The sequence below is a fragment of the Pseudomonas sp. GW821-FHT03C07 genome, from assembly GCF_059420925.1.
Window position 1 is genome coordinate 18,839 of the sequence record NZ_JBWKUQ010000023.1, and the last position, 14,252, is coordinate 33,090.

A 14,252-nucleotide genomic window follows, 5' to 3' on the forward strand; every position below is an offset into this window, starting at 1 on the left:
ACTCCGAGACGGGCTGCAGATCTGCAGTGTCCGGTGTTGGCGCCCGGGGCTCCTTGATTTGCATCAAGCGGGTCGGCGCCCGCGCACAACCACCCGTCCGACTCACCAGCTCAGGTAAAACATGCCCTTGGCCAACAGCACGATCAACACCATATGGCCGAACAAGCTGTAATGAATGAAGTGCAGGTAGCGGCCATTCATGCGTTCACTTTTGAACAGGAACATGGCCACCAGGAAATGCCCGAGCACACTGGCGGCGAGCAGCATTTTCAAGGCCAGCAAGGTGCCGAATGAGGACGCCAGTGGTGCCGCGAGGGCCGGTAGATAGCGCAACCAGACCATGCCCAGCCCGGCACCGAACAACACCAGCAGAACCCAGGGGATCAACGTCCGGGCGCGCCGCCCGATGCCCTGCTCGACCAGCAGCATGACCCGCGCGGGTAGTTGCCGGCGAATGCTCTCCAGGAACAGCACCTCGAAGAACACCGTGCCGATAAACACCAGCGCGGCAAACAGATGCAGGGTGAGCAGCAGCGGATAGATCATGGGGGCCTTGATTTCGACGGCAAGCGAGAGGGGGTCAGTCCATGGCCCTGGCCTCGGGGCGGCTTGCGTGGGTCATCGGCCTGCTACGAGGCTACAGCGCCCGCCAGTACCTGCCGTTGACGTTAATCAAGAAACCCGGCTGTGCCGCGGAGCGCGCGGTACGGCATCGCTGAAAAAGGCATTGTGTTACCGTGAAAGCCGGTGTTATGTTTATAACACCAAGAAACAAAATGACATCTATATAACAATCACTGATCTCGGCGCGCCGATATGCCCATGGAAAAGAACAGCTTTCTTCTGTTACTGGAGCAACAGTTCTCCAGCCTGACCCCCACCGGCAAGCGCATTGCCAGCTATCTGCTGGGTAATCCGCAACAGCTGCCGTTCGAGTCAGCCGACAGCATCGCGCAGCAAGCTTCCACCACCGGGATTTCGGTCGGGCGCTTCTTGCGCTCTCTGGGTTACCGCAACCTCGATGAAGTGAAAAAAAGCCTGCGCGGCGAAACGCCGAGCTCGTGGCTGATCACCGACCGGATTGCCGCCTTTCGCACCGAAACCAACCAGGACGACGCGCTCGACCGCTCGATGGCTCGCGAAATCGAGGCCATCCAGCACGCCTATGGCCTGGCGCGCAGCGAGGCCTTTGGCAAGATCGTGCAACGTATCCATGAAGCCGATGCGGTATTCATTCTCGGGATCCAGTCGACCCGCGGGATTCTCACCGCCTTCCATAGTCACCTCGAATACATTCGCCCCAAGGTCTACTACGTCGACGGCCTCTCAGGCATCTACGCGGAAACCCTGAACTCCGGCTTCGCCAATCCCTACGCGATCATTGCCGACTTCCGCGCCTATTCCAGCGTGACCCAGACCTTCTGCGACGCGGCCACCGACAACAACCTGCCACTGGCGCTGATCACCGACCTGCAATGTCCGTGGGCGCGGGATTACCCGCTGGATCTGTTGCAACTGAAAACCGATGTCGGGCAGTTCTGGGACTCCCCCGCGCCCTTGGCCTGCCTGCTGAACCTGGTGGTCTCGGCCGTTGCCGAGAAATACGGCGAGCGTCTTGATGAACGTCTGGCCAAGAACCGCCAATTGCAAAAAGCCTTCGGCCAGTTCGAAGGCTGACCCACCGCCTCTGCGAAGCCCAACTGGAGTGTTTGTGTGAACAACAGCCCCCTTGTAGAGATCGATGCCCAGCGTTATCAGGTGCAAATCGACCTGATCTACGCCAGCGCCGACAACCTGGCTGGAAGAGTGATCTACCCGACCGCCCGTTGCCTGCTGCATCGGCAAGCCGCCGACTGTTTGAACAAGGCCAGCCAACTGGCACGCCAGGCCGGATTGACCCTGCGTATCTACGACGCCTACCGCCCGCCCTACGCCCAGCACCTGTTATGGGAAGCCTTGCCGAACAACGACTACGTGCGTGACCCGCACCTGGGCTCCCATCACAGCCGTGGCGTGGCGGTGGATCTGACCCTGGTGGGCAGCGACGGCGAGCCGCTGGATATGGGCACCGCCTTCGACGCCATGGAGGAGCGCTCCCATCAGTTCTACCCCGACCTGCCCGACGACGTGCAGCGCAATCGCCTGCTGTTGCTGGGGATCATGCTCGGCGCCGGATTCGAGGCGATCGATACCGAATGGTGGCATTACGAACTAGCGAATGCCGACGATTACCCCCTGCTGGAGGAGGAGTCAGCCCTCTGAAAAAGCCAATCAAAGCGCAACGCCAGCACTGACGAAACCACAGAGTTTCGCAAGCAACACAGCACAGCCCACCCTCGGTGCGGCTGATAACCACAATAAAACAGCGTTATTCAGGCCTCACCTGCAACTGCCCGGTTATAGCTTTTATAAAAAACCTGACGAACTTCCATACATCGAATGATCAAGGAAACCGGCATGAACCCAACGAACACCGTGACCCGCAAATCCTTTCCCGGCACTGGCAAACTGCTGCTGAGCGTCCTGTGCAGCGCCTTGAGCCTCGGCGCCTGGCAGGCCGCGACGGCGGCGGTCCCCAAAGACACCCTGGTGATCGGCAAACCGGCCGATCCGCAGACTCTCGACCCGGCCGTGACCTTTGACAACAACGACTGGACCATCACCTATCCGTCGTATCAACGCCTGGTCGGTTACAAGGTCGACGGCGATAAAAGCAGCACCGAAGTCCAGGGCGACCTGGCCGAAAGCTGGAGCGTTTCCCCGGACAACCTGGTCTGGGAATTCAAGATCAAAGCCGGCAACAAGTTCGATGACGGCGCCCCAGTGGATGCCGCTGCGGTGAAGTTTTCCTTCGATCGCCTGATGACCCTCAAACAGGGACCCTCCGGTGCCTTCCCCGAGGACATGGTGGTAGCCGTGGTCGATCCGCAGACCATCCGCTTCACCCTGAAGACGCCGTTTGCACCGTTCCTGTTTACCCTGGCCCATAACGGCGCCTCGATCATCAACCCGGATGTGGCGACCAAGACAGCTGACGTCAATGCCTGGCTGTCCAGCCACACCGCCGGCTCCGGCCCCTTCCGCCTGAGCACCTGGCAGAAAGGCCAGTCGTTGACCCTGGAGCCGAACAGCTACTACGCCGGACCCAAGCCGGCGCTGAAAAGCGTGATCGTCAAGATCATCGCCGAGCCTTCCGTGCGCCGCCTGCAACTGGAACACGGTGACCTGGACATCATCGAAGACATGCCCGAAGACCAGCTCGGCGTGCTCGCCAAGAAATCCGGCGTGGTGGTCCGGGAGTTCCCGTCGCTGCGGGTGACCTACCTGTACCTGAACAACAAGAAGGGTCCGCTGGCCAGTGTCGATGCGCGTCGGGCGATTACCGAAGCCGTCGACTACAACGGCATTGTCAAAGGCATTCTCAAGGACAAGGCCAAGCTGATGAACGGGCCGATCCCGGACGGCATGTGGGCCTACGACAGCTCGTTGCCGCCGATGAAACAGGACCTCGGCGCCGCCAAGGCGAGCCTGGCCAAGGATCCGCAGAAAATCACCAGCCTCAGCTATATGTACTCGGACAAGGATCCCAACTGGGAGCCGATTGGCCTGACGCTGCAAGCCGCACTGGCGCCACTGGGCATCAACCTGAAGATGGAAAAACTCGCCAACGCAACCTTGCGTGAACGTGTCGGCCAGGCCGATTACGACATTGCCTCGGGTGCCTGGAGCCCGGACTTTGCCGACCCCTACATGTTCATGAACTTCTGGTTCGACTCGAAGATGCAGGGCCTGCAAGGCAACCGTTCGTTCTACAGCAACCCCGAAGTCGACAAGCTGATCCGCGAGGCGGCCGCCACCAGCGACACCGCCAAGCGCGTCGAGCTGTACCAGAGCGCCCAGAAAAGTGTGCTCAAGGACAGCGTCTACGCCTACCTCTATCAGAAGAGCTACACCTTGCCGATGCGTGATGCGGTCAAAGGCTACGCGTTCAACCCGATGCTCGAACAGGTCTTCAACCTGGGCAGCATGAGCAAGTAAACCTGCTCCCCCGCGCCGGCCGTTCACGGTCGGCGCGGCGTCTGATTCTCGTCGTTGCTGTGACTGAGGTGCCAAATGGCCTTCCTGACTCTGTTGCGCAAGCGCCTGCTCGGCCTGGTATTGGTCGTGTTCGGCGTTTCGCTGATTACCTTTGCAATTTCCCACCTGATCCCTGGGGACCCGGCCCGACTGATCGCCGGCGACCGCGCCAGCGATGCCCTGGTGGCGGGCATCCGGCACCAGTTGGGCCTGGACCTGCCGCTGTATCAACAATACGGCCGTTACCTGCTGGACCTGCTGCAGGGTGACCTGGGTACCTCGATCCGCACCAACCGTCCGGTGCTCGAAGACCTGCAGGCATTCTTCCCGGCCACCCTGGAACTGGCCCTGGTGGCGCTGTTGCTGGCGATCCTGGTGGGTGTGCCGCTGGGGGTGCTGTCGGCGGTCTATCACAACCGCGCCATCGACCAGATCGCCCGCACGCTCGCGGTCACCGGCATTTCCACCCCGGCGTTCTGGCTCGGGCTCGGGGCGATTGTGCTGTTCTACGGCCAGTTGGGCTGGTTGCCCGGTGGCGGCCGCTTGTCCGAGGGACTGGCGCCACCACCGACCTTCAGCGGTTTCTACCTGATCGACGCACTGCTTGCCGGTGACGGCGGGCTGTTTCTCGATGTGCTGCAACACCTGATTCTGCCGGCCGCGACCCTGGGTTTCGTCACCCTCGGCGTGGTCGCCCGGCAGATTCGCTCGGCGATGCTCGAACAACTGGCCGAGGACTATATCCGCACCGCCCGTGCCTATGGCCTGTCGCGCTGGACGGTGATCCTGCGCCATGCCCTGCCCAACGCCCTGATCCCTTCGGTGACCGTGCTCGGGCTGACCCTGGGTGACCTGTTGTATGGCGCCGTCCTGACCGAAACCGTGTTTGCCTGGCCCGGCATGGGCGCCTATGTGGTCAAGTCGATCCAGTCGTTGGACTTCCCGGCGGTGATGGGCTTCGCGATCCTGGTGTCGTTCATCTATGTACTGCTGAACATGGCCATCGATCTTTTGTACCGCGTGATCGACCCACGCATCGGCGAGGTGAATTGAAATGTCCGTGACCCTGACAGCCGCGCGCGGCCCGCGCTGGGGCGAAAAACTCGCCTACCTGGCCTATCAGATCCGCCGCAGCCCGCTGACCATGGCCGGTCTGGCGATCAGCTTTATCGTCTTGCTGTGCATGCTCTTCGCCCCCTGGCTGGCCAGCCATGATCCCAATGCGCTGGACCTCGGCGCGCGCCTGATGCCGCCGTCCGCCGAACATTGGTTCGGCACCGATGAGGTCGGCCGGGACCTGTTCAGCCGCGTCCTGTTCGGCAGCCAGCAATCGGTGGGTGTCGGCTTGTTCGTGGCCTTTGCCTCCTGTTTTATCGGTGGTTTGCTGGGCTGTTTTTCCGGAGTGATTGGCGGGCGTTTCGACGCGCTGATCATGCGCCTGATGGACATCATGCTGTCGGTGCCGTCCCTGGTGCTGATCATGGCCCTGGCCGCCGCGTTGGGCGCCAGCCTGTTCAACGCCATGCTGGCGATCACCCTGGTGCGGATTCCGTCCTATGTGCGGCTGGCCCGCGGCCAGGCCCTGAGCATCCGCCAGATGGGCTACGTCAAGGCCGCGCAGACCTTTGGCGCCGGGCGTTGGCACATGGTCCACTGGCACGTGGCGCGCAACGCCATGCCGCCGTTGCTGGTGCAACTGAGCCTGGATATCGGCAGCGCCATTCTCATGGCCTCGGCCCTGGGTTTTATCGGTCTGGGCGCACAGCAGCCGACCGCCGAATGGGGCGCGATGGTCGCCACCGGACGCAACTACATTCTGGACAACTGGTGGTATTCGACCTTTCCCGGCCTGGCGATCCTGATCACCGCCACCGGTTTCAATCTGCTGGGCGATGGCGTGCGCGATCTGCTCGACCCACGGCAACAGGGGAAATGACCATGCACACCGCCACTCCCGTATTGGCCATCGACAACCTGAGCCTGGAATTCCCGGCGTACAAGAACAACGTCAAGGCGTTGAACGGCGTCTCGCTGCAGGTCAATCCCGGCGAGATCGTCGGCGTGGTCGGCGAGTCCGGCTCGGGCAAGTCGGTCACCGCGATGCTGAGCATGCGCCTGCTGCCCGAGCGCAGCTATCGCATCACCGCCGGCAGCCTGAGGATGCTCGATCGCGACATGCTGGCCGCGTCCGAAAAGGAGCTGCTGCAGATCCGCGGCCGCGATGCCGCGATGATTTTCCAGGAACCGATGACCGCGCTGAACCCGACCCGGCGCATCGGCCGACAAATGCTCGACGTGATCATCCATCACCAGAAAATCAGCGCCGCCGAGGCCCGCCTCAAGGCCATCGCGCTGCTGCATGACATGCATATCGCCAGCCCCGAACAAGTCTTGGACAGCTATCCGTTCGAACTGTCCGGCGGCATGCGCCAGCGGGTGATGATCGCCCTGGCGTTCTCCTGCGAACCGCAACTGCTGATTGCCGACGAACCGACCACCGCCCTCGACGTCACCGTACAACGTCAGGTGCTGTTGCTGCTCCGGGAAAAGGCCCGGCAGAAAGGCACCGCCATTTTGCTGATCACCCACGACATGGCGCTGGTGTCGCAGTTCTGTGATCGAGTTTACGTGATGTACACCGGGGCCGTGGTCGAGCAGGGCTGTACCGCCGAGGTGATGGCTAATCCTCAGCACCCTTACACCCAGGGATTGCTCAGCGGCCTGCCCGAAATGGTCGAGCCAGGCCAACCGTTGATGACCATCCCCGGGCAAGTGCCGAACCTGGCCGCCCTGCCCCTGGGCTGCACCTTCGCGCAACGCTGCTCACAGAGCATGCCGATCTGTGCCCAGCGCCCGAGCCTCAACCCCATCAACGGTAATGAGCTGCGTAAAAGCGCGTGCTGGTTACCGGTCAAGGAGCTTTCTTGATGAACAGTGCTGTGCTTCGCGCCGTGACCGACATGGCGCCCGAGATTCTCCGGCTGGACGATGTGCACGTACGTTTCCCGGTGAGCAATGACTGGCTGGGCCGGCCCCGGGGTTACGCCCATGCGCTGAATGGCATCGACCTACAGGTCCGGGCCGGCGAAACCCTGGGCATCGTTGGAGAATCGGGCTGCGGTAAAAGTACCCTGGCCCAACTATTGATGGGCTTGCTGACACCGAGCAGCGGCGCACTGAACTGGGCCGCACGCACCGACGGCCAGGCCAGCAGCAATGTGCAGATCGTGTTCCAGGATCCGCAATCCTCCCTTGATCCGCGCCTGCCGATCTGGAAGATCATCACCGAACCGCTGTACGCCCGGGGTCATGCTCCGCGTGCGCAAATGCGTGATATCGCCGCCAGGGTCGCCGCCCAGGTCGGCATACGCCCGGAGTACCTGGACCGTTTCCCCCATCAGTTCTCCGGTGGCCAGCGCCAGCGGATCGCGATTGCCCGCGCCCTGTCGTCCGACCCGGACATCATTGTCCTCGACGAACCGACCTCGGCGCTGGATATCTCGGTGCAGGCGCAAATCCTCAATCTGCTCGCGGAGCTGCAACGCGCGCGTAACCTGACCTACATCCTGATTTCTCACAACGTATCGGTCGTGCGACATATGGCTGACCGGGTCGCAGTGATGTACCTGGGGCAGATCGTCGAGCTGGGCAGCGCCGCCCAGGTGCTGGAGCAGCCACGTCATCCTTACACCCGCCTGCTGCTCGAAGCGGTGCCGCGCCTCGGCGTGCCCCTGCATGCGGAACAGGTGGCGGCGCCGACCGAACTGCCGGGAAACCGGCGCCTTCCAGAGGGCTGTTTCTTTCGTGAACGCTGCAGCCTGTGCACGACCGGCTGCGAGAAACCCCAGGCCTTGCTGGGAGAGGAGGTGCAGCGGGTCAGGTGCCATGTGCAAGGCTGATCGTGTCGCGCTGCGCAAAGGCCGCCGCGCGGAGCCTGACAAGACTTTGGCTTTCAAAATGTGACGCCGCGTGTTGAGAATGACACTAATGTTCTGTAGGCCATTGGATTTTTCACATCACGGATCGCTGGACACCATGAGAAAAACGACAAAGCAGCTGCTGGTTCACGAAATCGCCGATTGGCATCACCGTGGCCTGATCGATACCGAAGCCCGCAAGCGCCTGAGTGCGCCGTACGAGCAACCGGGCCAGCTGTTGTCCAGCGTGCTGCAATGGCTGGGAATCGGTGCGGTCCTGCTGATCGGCATGGCGGTGCTGGGGGGCTTGAGCCTGTTCAGCCAGTCGGTGATGGTCGGCGCCGTGCTGTTCCTCTGCGCCGGGGCCGGCTTGTGGTTCGTCGGTGTACGCATGGCCCGCGATCCGGCCCAGCGCGCGCCAGTCACCGGTGTGGCGATCCTGACCATCGGCCTGATCCTGATCGGCGCCAGCCTGTTGCTGGGCTCCTCAAATAATTACGAAGGCGAGTTTGGCAATGTGCCGCTTGCGCTGTTGGTCACGGCGCTGCTGAGTGTTCTCACCGCCTACCGTTATCGTTTGCGCTGGCCGCTTCTCCTGGGCCTGCTGTGCGCATTCCATGGGCTGGGCGCCTGGGGCCGGTACATCGGGCACGGCGGTTATTTTTTCGACATCCAGGACCCACGCTCGATGGCGGTCATTGCCGCGCTGGCGGCGGTATTGGGTTTATGTCACCAACTCGCCGAGGAGCGTGCATTGCGCCGCTTCTGCGGGTTTGGCCGGCTGTATGTGATCTTCGGGCTGCTCTACCTCAATTGCTCCCTCTGGTTTCTCAGCCTGGATGATCTGGGCCGCGATCCGCGCCTATGGACCTGGCTGTTTACCCTGGTGGCCATCGGGCAACTGGTGGTCGGCGCGCGCTTCAAGCATCCGAGCTTTACCGGGTTCGCCGTGGTGTTCCTGGGCATCAACCTGTACACCCGCTTTTATGAGTACTCCTGGGACCGCCTGGGCATCGCAACGTTTTTTGCCGTGGCCGGGCTCATCGGCCTGTTACTGGGCTGGTCGTTCGAGCGCATGGCCCTGCGCGCCAAGGGAGCCTCACAATGAGCCCGGATCAGCGTAATCAACAGGTGCACAACGCACTGGATCAATGGCTGCGAGACGGCCAGATCGATATCAACGCACACACACGGATTGGCGAGCGCTATGTGCTGACGCGCTGGGACTGGCGCTCGCTGGGGCGCTGGTTCCTGACCTTTGGCGCGATCAGCCTGGCGGCGGGGTTGCTGCTGTTTTTGCGCGAACACCTGGAGTTCACCTTGCCAAAACTGGCCGTCAGCCTGGCGCTGGTAACGCTGGGGCTGTTGGTTGGCGGGCGCTGGCTGATCGGCAAACAGCTGAAACTGTTGGGCGGCACCCTTGAGTTGCTCGGCGGCTTTGCCTTGATCGGCACCAGTGTTGTGCTGGGCATGATCTATTCGGATGGCTCGGGCAACTGGCCGGCGCTGCTGCTGGTCGATCTGCTGATACTGCTGGTGCTCAGTTACGTTCTGAACAATGTCTTGCTGTTGACCCTGTGCAGCGTGCTGTTCTTTGTCTGGTTTGGCGGGCGCAGCGGCTATCAGTCCGGCTGGGGCGCCTACTGGTTCGGCATGAATTACCCGCTGCGCTTTCTCGGCGCGGCGGTCGCGTTGATCGCCGCGGGCGTGCTGCATTTGCGCGGCGAGGCCGGGTGGCTGGGGCGTTATGGCGGCTTTGCCAAGGTGTGGATTTCCTGCGGTCTGTTTGTCGGCGAAATGTCCCTGTGGCTGCTGTCGTTGTTTGGCAGCTACGAGCTGATCGATGGCCCCTGGCACCTGGCCGATGCCGGTGAACTGGTGCTGTATAACGTGCTTTGGGCGCTGGTCAGCCTGGGGATTCTGGCGCTGGGGATCCGTTTGCGTTTCGGCATGTTGGTGGGCTATGGCTCGACTTTCTTTATCATCCAGTTCTACACCCTGTTTTTCACTCAGATCGCCGAGACCCTGGGTTGGCTGGTGAGTTTACTGGTAGCGGGTGGCAGCCTGCTGGGGTTGGTGATCTGGCTGGAGTCCGAGCGACAGAAACGTCGTGGTGCTGCTACCAATGCTTGAACCGGAGCCACCCGTCGGCAAACTTTGATGTAGATCAATCGCGGCACTTCGAGGTTCTGTAGTTTGAAAAAACTACAACCCCTCACCCATTCCGGGGAAGCGTCATGTACTGGTTTCGCCATCGTCAACCAAGGTTCATACGCCTGGCCATCGTGCTCTGGCTGTTGGCCTTTGGCTTGGCGGCGAGCCAGGGCTGCCTGGTACTTCCCGAGCACAATCCGGCGATAACCCATGCTTCGCTGAACACCGCTCAAAATGGCGCCGACCACGATGCCCATACCTCTGGTTGCCTGCAACACTGTGCCGATACGGCGATAGCCGTGAGTCCTTGGCCCCATCTTCAAGCGTTCGACTTGTTCAGTTGGACGTTGCTGTTGCTGATCCCCGCGTTGCTCCTGTTGTACCCCGCCACGCTCTCTGTTTTTCCCTTTCTCGTACTACGACGCCTTGCACCAGCCAAGCCGCCTGCCCGCCTGATTTTCGTCCGCCTCAACGATTAAAGCGACTTTCAGCGCGCCGAACTCCGGCCGCTACCCCGAACTGCGCCAACCCGGCGCGGCTTGCTTTTACCTGTGTTGTCCTCACCCTCTGGAGATTGCCATGCATAGCTCATTGAAACTGATCCTTGCCGCCCTGCTTGTGAGCAGCCCGCTCATCGCCTCGGCCGCCGAGACGCCGCAGCCGGAACAGACGCCGACCGCGCCGGCTCAAACCAGCGACACAAGCATGCCCATGCAGAACCAGGCCATGACCGAACAAATGCAAAAGATGCAGGCGGCACGCGACAAAATGGTCGCCGCCAAGACCCCCGCCGAGCGAAGAGCGGCCATGCAGGAAGGCATGAAGACGATGAAAGACGGCATGGGCATGCTGCAACAAAACTGTAACGGCATGGGCATGTCCGGTAACAACGGCGGCATGGGAATGATGAACATGATGATGAAGATGATGGATCAACAGTCGAGCATGATGAAAATGCCCATGGGCAAGTAATCCCGGGCATAGCGATGTAGCTGCAACGGCGATTTCGCCCTGGTCGGCATGACCTGGGTGAAACCGCCAAACATAGGACCACTGGATAGCACTCTGTCAGGAGTACAGAACCATGATGAACGCTCGCCACTCCAGCGACACCTCGCCTGCCTTCTGGAGAAGCAAACCCGGCATAGCGCTAGGCATGCTGCTGGTGATCGCGCTGTTCTATCTGGCCAGGGAACACTACGGCCATATGCTGGGCCTGCTGCCTTATACGATTTTGCTGTTGTGCCCGCTGATGCATTTTTTCGGCCACCACCACCACCACCACCACGGCGGTCACGGTCATCACGGAGAAAACCCGGGCGCCACTCAGGATGAGAAGAGGGATTAACTCATGCACAACGCCGAATCCCATCATGGGCACCAGCCAATGGCCCAGCCTGAAATCCCACAGGTCGTAACAGCGGCGCCAGCAGCGGCCACGCAATACACCTGCCCCATGCACCCGGAAATCCGCCAGATCGGCCCCGGCAGCTGCCCGAAGTGCGGTATGACCCTGGAGCCGGTGATTGCCGAACCGGAGGAAGAAGAGAGCCCCGAACTCAAGGACTTCACCCGGCGCTTCTGGTGGACCTTGCCATTGACCGTGATCGTCACCCTACTGGCCATGGGTGGCCATGCCCTGGTGCTGTTCCACGGCGCCACGCAAAACTGGCTCGAGTTCGGACTGGCCAGCCCTGTCGTGCTGTGGGCCGGCTGGCCGTTTTATCGGCGCGGTGTGCGTTCGCTGGTTCAGCGCAGCCCGAACATGTGGACACTGATCAGCCTCGGTACCGCGGCGGCCTACCTTTACAGCGTCGTCGCCACCCTGGCCCCCGGCGCCTTCCCCAGCCACTTCATGATGGAGGGCCGCATCGGCGTGTACTTCGAGGCGGCGGCCGTGATCATCTCGCTGACCCTGCTCGGCCAACTGCTCGAACTCAAGGCGCGCTCACAAACCTCGGCGGCCATCAAGTCGCTGCTTGGACTGGCCCCCAAAACAGCCCGACGGATCAATGCCGACGGCACGGAACAAGACATCCCCCTGACCCACGTACACAGCGGCGACCGGCTGCGGGTGCGGCCGGGGGAAAAAGTACCGGTCGACGGCCAGGTGCTCGAAGGCGAAAGCGCCGTGGACGAGTCGATGCTCACCGGCGAGCCGATACCAATGATGAAGCGGCCGGGCGACACGTTGATCGGCGCGACCCTCAACAGCCACGGCAGCTTGGTGATGCAGGCGCAGAAAATCGGCTCGGCCACCCTGCTCGCACAGATTGTGCAACTGGTGGTGCAGGCCCAACGCTCAAAAGCGCCGATGCAACGTCTGGCCGATGTGATTGCCGGTTACTTCGTGATGGTGGTGATCAGTATCGCCGTGCTGACGCTACTCGGCTGGGGGCTGTGGGGCCCCGAGCCAAGCTGGGTGTTCGGCCTGATCAATGCCGTCGCGGTCATGATCATCGCCTGTCCCTGTGCCCTTGGCCTGGCGACACCCATGTCGGTCATGGTCGCCACCGGTAAGGCGGCGGGCAGCGGTGTGTTGTTTCGCGATGCCGCCGCCATCGAGAACCTGCGCAAGATAGATATCCTGATCGTCGACAAAACCGGCACCCTCACCGAAGGTCGCCCCGCGTTCCATAGCGTTGAGGCCGTACCCGGGTTTACTCAGCAGGAAGTGCTGCGTCTGGCCGCGAGCCTCGATCAGGGCAGCGAGCACCCACTAGCCCAGGCGATCGTCAAACAAGCCCGCGCCATCGGCCTGACACTGAGCCCAACTGAACACTTCGAGTCCGCCTCCGGTATTGGCGTCAGCGGCGTGGTCGAAGGCCACCACCTGCAGCTGGGCAATACGCTGTTGATGCGGGAGGCTGGCTTCGCCACCGAGCGCTTGCACGCGCAGGCCGAGAAGCTACGCGGCGACGGCACGAGCATCATGTACCTGACGGTCAATGGCGCCCTGGCGGGTTTGCTGGCAGTTGCCGACCCCATCAAGCCGACCTCGAAACGGGCGGTCGAGCGTCTGCGGGCGGATGGCGTCAGGGTGATCATGGCGACTGGCGACGGCCTTACCACCGCACGCTCTGTAGCCCGCCAGCTGGGTATCGAGGAGGTGCATGGCGAGGTCAAACCGCAAGACAAGGAGCGCCTGGTCGCGGCGCTGCAACAAGCCGGACACCGCGTGGCGATGGCTGGAGACGGTATCAACGATGCTCCCGCACTGGCCCGCGCCGACGTGGGTATCGCCATGGGCACCGGCACCGATGTGGCGATGAACAGTGCCCAGGTCACCCTGGTCAAGGGCGATCTGCTCGGCATCCTGCGGGCTCGCAGCCTGTCGCTGGCCACAGTGCGAAACATGCACCAGAACCTGACTTTCGCCTTCCTCTACAATGCCATGGGCATCCCCCTCGCTGCCGGCCTGCTCTACCCGCTGAGCGGTCACCTGCTGTCCCCACTGATTGCCGCGCTGGCCATGAGCGTAAGTTCGGCATCGGTGGTCTGCAACGCTTTGCGCCTACGCCGTGTTTCGATAGTTTGAGTCTGGGAAGTCGGCTTGACCTTGCCACTATGGAAAGGTTGAGGATAAAGCCAGAACCAGAAAAAAGCCGCAGCGTGTTTGCAACTGTCGGCAAGTGCTGTTTTTTGAACGGGAGAACCCCATGAACACCCGATTACGTATCGCCATGCTCACCACCTTGCTGCTGACCGGAGCGGCACAAGCGGCTGAACTCATCGACGTCTACCGCGACCCAAACTGCGGCTGCTGCAAGGCCTGGATCAAGCATCTTGAGAGCAATGGTTTCAGCGTTCGCGACCATGTCGAACCGAATATGAGTGAAGTCAAACAGCGCCTTGGCGTCGCTCCGCGCCTGACCTCCTGCCATACCGCGGTGATCGACGGTAAATTCGTCGAAGGACATGTGCCAGCCGCGCAGATCCGCGACCTGAAGAATCACCCCAACCTCGTCGGAATCGCGGTTCCCGGCATGCCCATGGGTTCGCCAGGAATGGACAGTGGCCCAAGCAAACAGGCCTATCAGGTGATAGGCCAGAGCCAATCAGGCGCCGAGCAGGTAATCGCTGAGTATCCTGGCAATTGACGCA

15 protein-coding genes are annotated in these 14,252 nt (G+C 61.7%); 14 read left to right on the forward strand and 1 reads right to left on the reverse strand.

Features of this window, described 5'->3' with window-relative positions; translation table 11 throughout:
- Positions 1–102: 102 nt before the first annotated feature.
- A complete protein-coding gene (locus AC07VG_RS29055) occupies positions 103–546 on the reverse strand; it encodes a CopD family copper resistance protein (protein ID WP_248804425.1) in 444 nt (147 codons plus the stop codon).
- A gap of 270 nt (positions 547–816) precedes the next feature.
- On the opposite strand from AC07VG_RS29055, the gene AC07VG_RS29060 reads away from it, so the two are divergent.
- From AC07VG_RS29060 to AC07VG_RS29125, 14 genes are all read left to right on the forward strand, one after another.
- Positions 817–1,677 carry a MurR/RpiR family transcriptional regulator gene (locus tag AC07VG_RS29060; RefSeq protein WP_495002814.1) on the forward strand — a complete coding sequence of 287 codons (861 nt, stop codon included), beginning with the start codon at positions 817–819 and terminating at the stop codon, positions 1,675–1,677.
- A 36-nt stretch (positions 1,678–1,713) separates the two neighbouring features.
- Positions 1,714–2,262, forward strand: coding sequence for a D-alanyl-D-alanine dipeptidase (gene ddpX, locus AC07VG_RS29065; protein ID WP_495002813.1), 549 nt, complete (start codon positions 1,714–1,716; stop codon positions 2,260–2,262).
- 195 nt (positions 2,263–2,457) lie between these two features.
- The gene (locus AC07VG_RS29070) at positions 2,458–4,038 is read left to right on the forward strand and encodes an ABC transporter substrate-binding protein (protein WP_495002812.1); all 1,581 of its coding nucleotides are present in this window, start codon (positions 2,458–2,460) and stop codon (positions 4,036–4,038) included.
- A 75-nt stretch (positions 4,039–4,113) separates the two neighbouring features.
- Complete coding sequence (locus tag AC07VG_RS29075) at positions 4,114–5,130, forward strand: ABC transporter permease (RefSeq protein WP_495022319.1); 1,017 nt, start codon at positions 4,114–4,116, stop codon at positions 5,128–5,130.
- A 1-nt stretch (position 5,131) separates the two neighbouring features.
- Positions 5,132–6,013, forward strand: a complete 882-nt coding sequence (gene ddpC, locus AC07VG_RS29080) for a D,D-dipeptide ABC transporter permease (protein ID WP_495022320.1) — start codon at positions 5,132–5,134, stop codon at positions 6,011–6,013.
- A 2-nt stretch (positions 6,014–6,015) separates the two neighbouring features.
- A complete protein-coding gene (locus tag AC07VG_RS29085; protein WP_495002809.1) occupies positions 6,016–7,005 on the forward strand; it encodes an ABC transporter ATP-binding protein in 990 nt (329 codons plus the stop codon).
- Positions 7,005–7,976 (forward strand): oligopeptide/dipeptide ABC transporter ATP-binding protein, encoded by a 972-nt coding sequence (locus tag AC07VG_RS29090; RefSeq protein ID WP_495022321.1) that lies wholly within the window; start codon positions 7,005–7,007, stop codon positions 7,974–7,976. Before AC07VG_RS29085 ends, AC07VG_RS29090 begins: the two co-directional genes overlap by 1 nt.
- Before the next feature lie 136 nt (positions 7,977–8,112).
- Positions 8,113–9,102: a hypothetical protein gene (locus tag AC07VG_RS29095; RefSeq protein WP_495022322.1), complete on the forward strand. Its 990-nt coding sequence runs from the start codon at positions 8,113–8,115 to the stop codon at positions 9,100–9,102.
- Positions 9,099–10,127, forward strand: coding sequence for a hypothetical protein (locus tag AC07VG_RS29100; protein ID WP_495022323.1), 1,029 nt, complete (start codon positions 9,099–9,101; stop codon positions 10,125–10,127). Before AC07VG_RS29095 ends, AC07VG_RS29100 begins: the two co-directional genes overlap by 4 nt.
- Positions 10,128–10,231: 104 nt before the next feature.
- Positions 10,232–10,627, forward strand: a complete 396-nt coding sequence (locus AC07VG_RS29105) for a hypothetical protein (protein ID WP_495002805.1) — start codon at positions 10,232–10,234, stop codon at positions 10,625–10,627.
- Positions 10,628–10,727: 100 nt separating this feature from the next.
- Positions 10,728–11,120, forward strand: coding sequence for a hypothetical protein (locus AC07VG_RS29110; RefSeq protein ID WP_495002804.1), 393 nt, complete (start codon positions 10,728–10,730; stop codon positions 11,118–11,120).
- A gap of 112 nt (positions 11,121–11,232) precedes the next feature.
- Positions 11,233–11,496, forward strand: coding sequence for a DUF2933 domain-containing protein (locus AC07VG_RS29115; protein WP_495022324.1), 264 nt, complete (start codon positions 11,233–11,235; stop codon positions 11,494–11,496).
- A gap of 108 nt (positions 11,497–11,604) precedes the next feature.
- Positions 11,605–13,686, forward strand: a complete 2,082-nt coding sequence (locus AC07VG_RS29120; protein ID WP_495022352.1) for a copper-transporting P-type ATPase — start codon at positions 11,605–11,607, stop codon at positions 13,684–13,686.
- 121 nt (positions 13,687–13,807) lie between these two features.
- Entirely contained in the window at positions 13,808–14,248 is a 441-nt protein-coding gene (locus tag AC07VG_RS29125; protein ID WP_495002802.1) for a DUF411 domain-containing protein, read from the forward strand.
- Positions 14,249–14,252 lie beyond the last annotated feature (4 nt).

Bases quoted from the DNA above. Each gene is read 5' to 3' on its own strand.
- AC07VG_RS29055 (WP_248804425.1), bottom strand. From the start codon at position 546: ATGATCTATCCGCTGCTGCTCACCCTGCATCTGTTTGCCGCGCTGGTG.
- AC07VG_RS29060 (WP_495002814.1), top strand. From the start codon at position 817: ATGCCCATGGAAAAGAACAGCTTTCTTCTGTTACTGGAGCAACAGTTC.
- AC07VG_RS29070 (WP_495002812.1), top strand. From the start codon at position 2,458: ATGAACCCAACGAACACCGTGACCCGCAAATCCTTTCCCGGCACTGGC.
- AC07VG_RS29075 (WP_495022319.1), top strand. From the start codon at position 4,114: ATGGCCTTCCTGACTCTGTTGCGCAAGCGCCTGCTCGGCCTGGTATTG.
- ddpC (WP_495022320.1), top strand. From the start codon at position 5,132: ATGTCCGTGACCCTGACAGCCGCGCGCGGCCCGCGCTGGGGCGAAAAA.
- AC07VG_RS29085 (WP_495002809.1), top strand. From the start codon at position 6,016: ATGCACACCGCCACTCCCGTATTGGCCATCGACAACCTGAGCCTGGAA.
- AC07VG_RS29090 (WP_495022321.1), top strand. From the start codon at position 7,005: ATGAACAGTGCTGTGCTTCGCGCCGTGACCGACATGGCGCCCGAGATT.
- AC07VG_RS29095 (WP_495022322.1), top strand. From the start codon at position 8,113: ATGAGAAAAACGACAAAGCAGCTGCTGGTTCACGAAATCGCCGATTGG.
- AC07VG_RS29100 (WP_495022323.1), top strand. From the start codon at position 9,099: ATGAGCCCGGATCAGCGTAATCAACAGGTGCACAACGCACTGGATCAA.
- AC07VG_RS29105 (WP_495002805.1), top strand. From the start codon at position 10,232: ATGTACTGGTTTCGCCATCGTCAACCAAGGTTCATACGCCTGGCCATC.
- AC07VG_RS29110 (WP_495002804.1), top strand. From the start codon at position 10,728: ATGCATAGCTCATTGAAACTGATCCTTGCCGCCCTGCTTGTGAGCAGC.
- AC07VG_RS29115 (WP_495022324.1), top strand. From the start codon at position 11,233: ATGATGAACGCTCGCCACTCCAGCGACACCTCGCCTGCCTTCTGGAGA.
- AC07VG_RS29120 (WP_495022352.1), top strand. From the start codon at position 11,605: ATGCACCCGGAAATCCGCCAGATCGGCCCCGGCAGCTGCCCGAAGTGC.
- AC07VG_RS29125 (WP_495002802.1), top strand. From the start codon at position 13,808: ATGAACACCCGATTACGTATCGCCATGCTCACCACCTTGCTGCTGACC.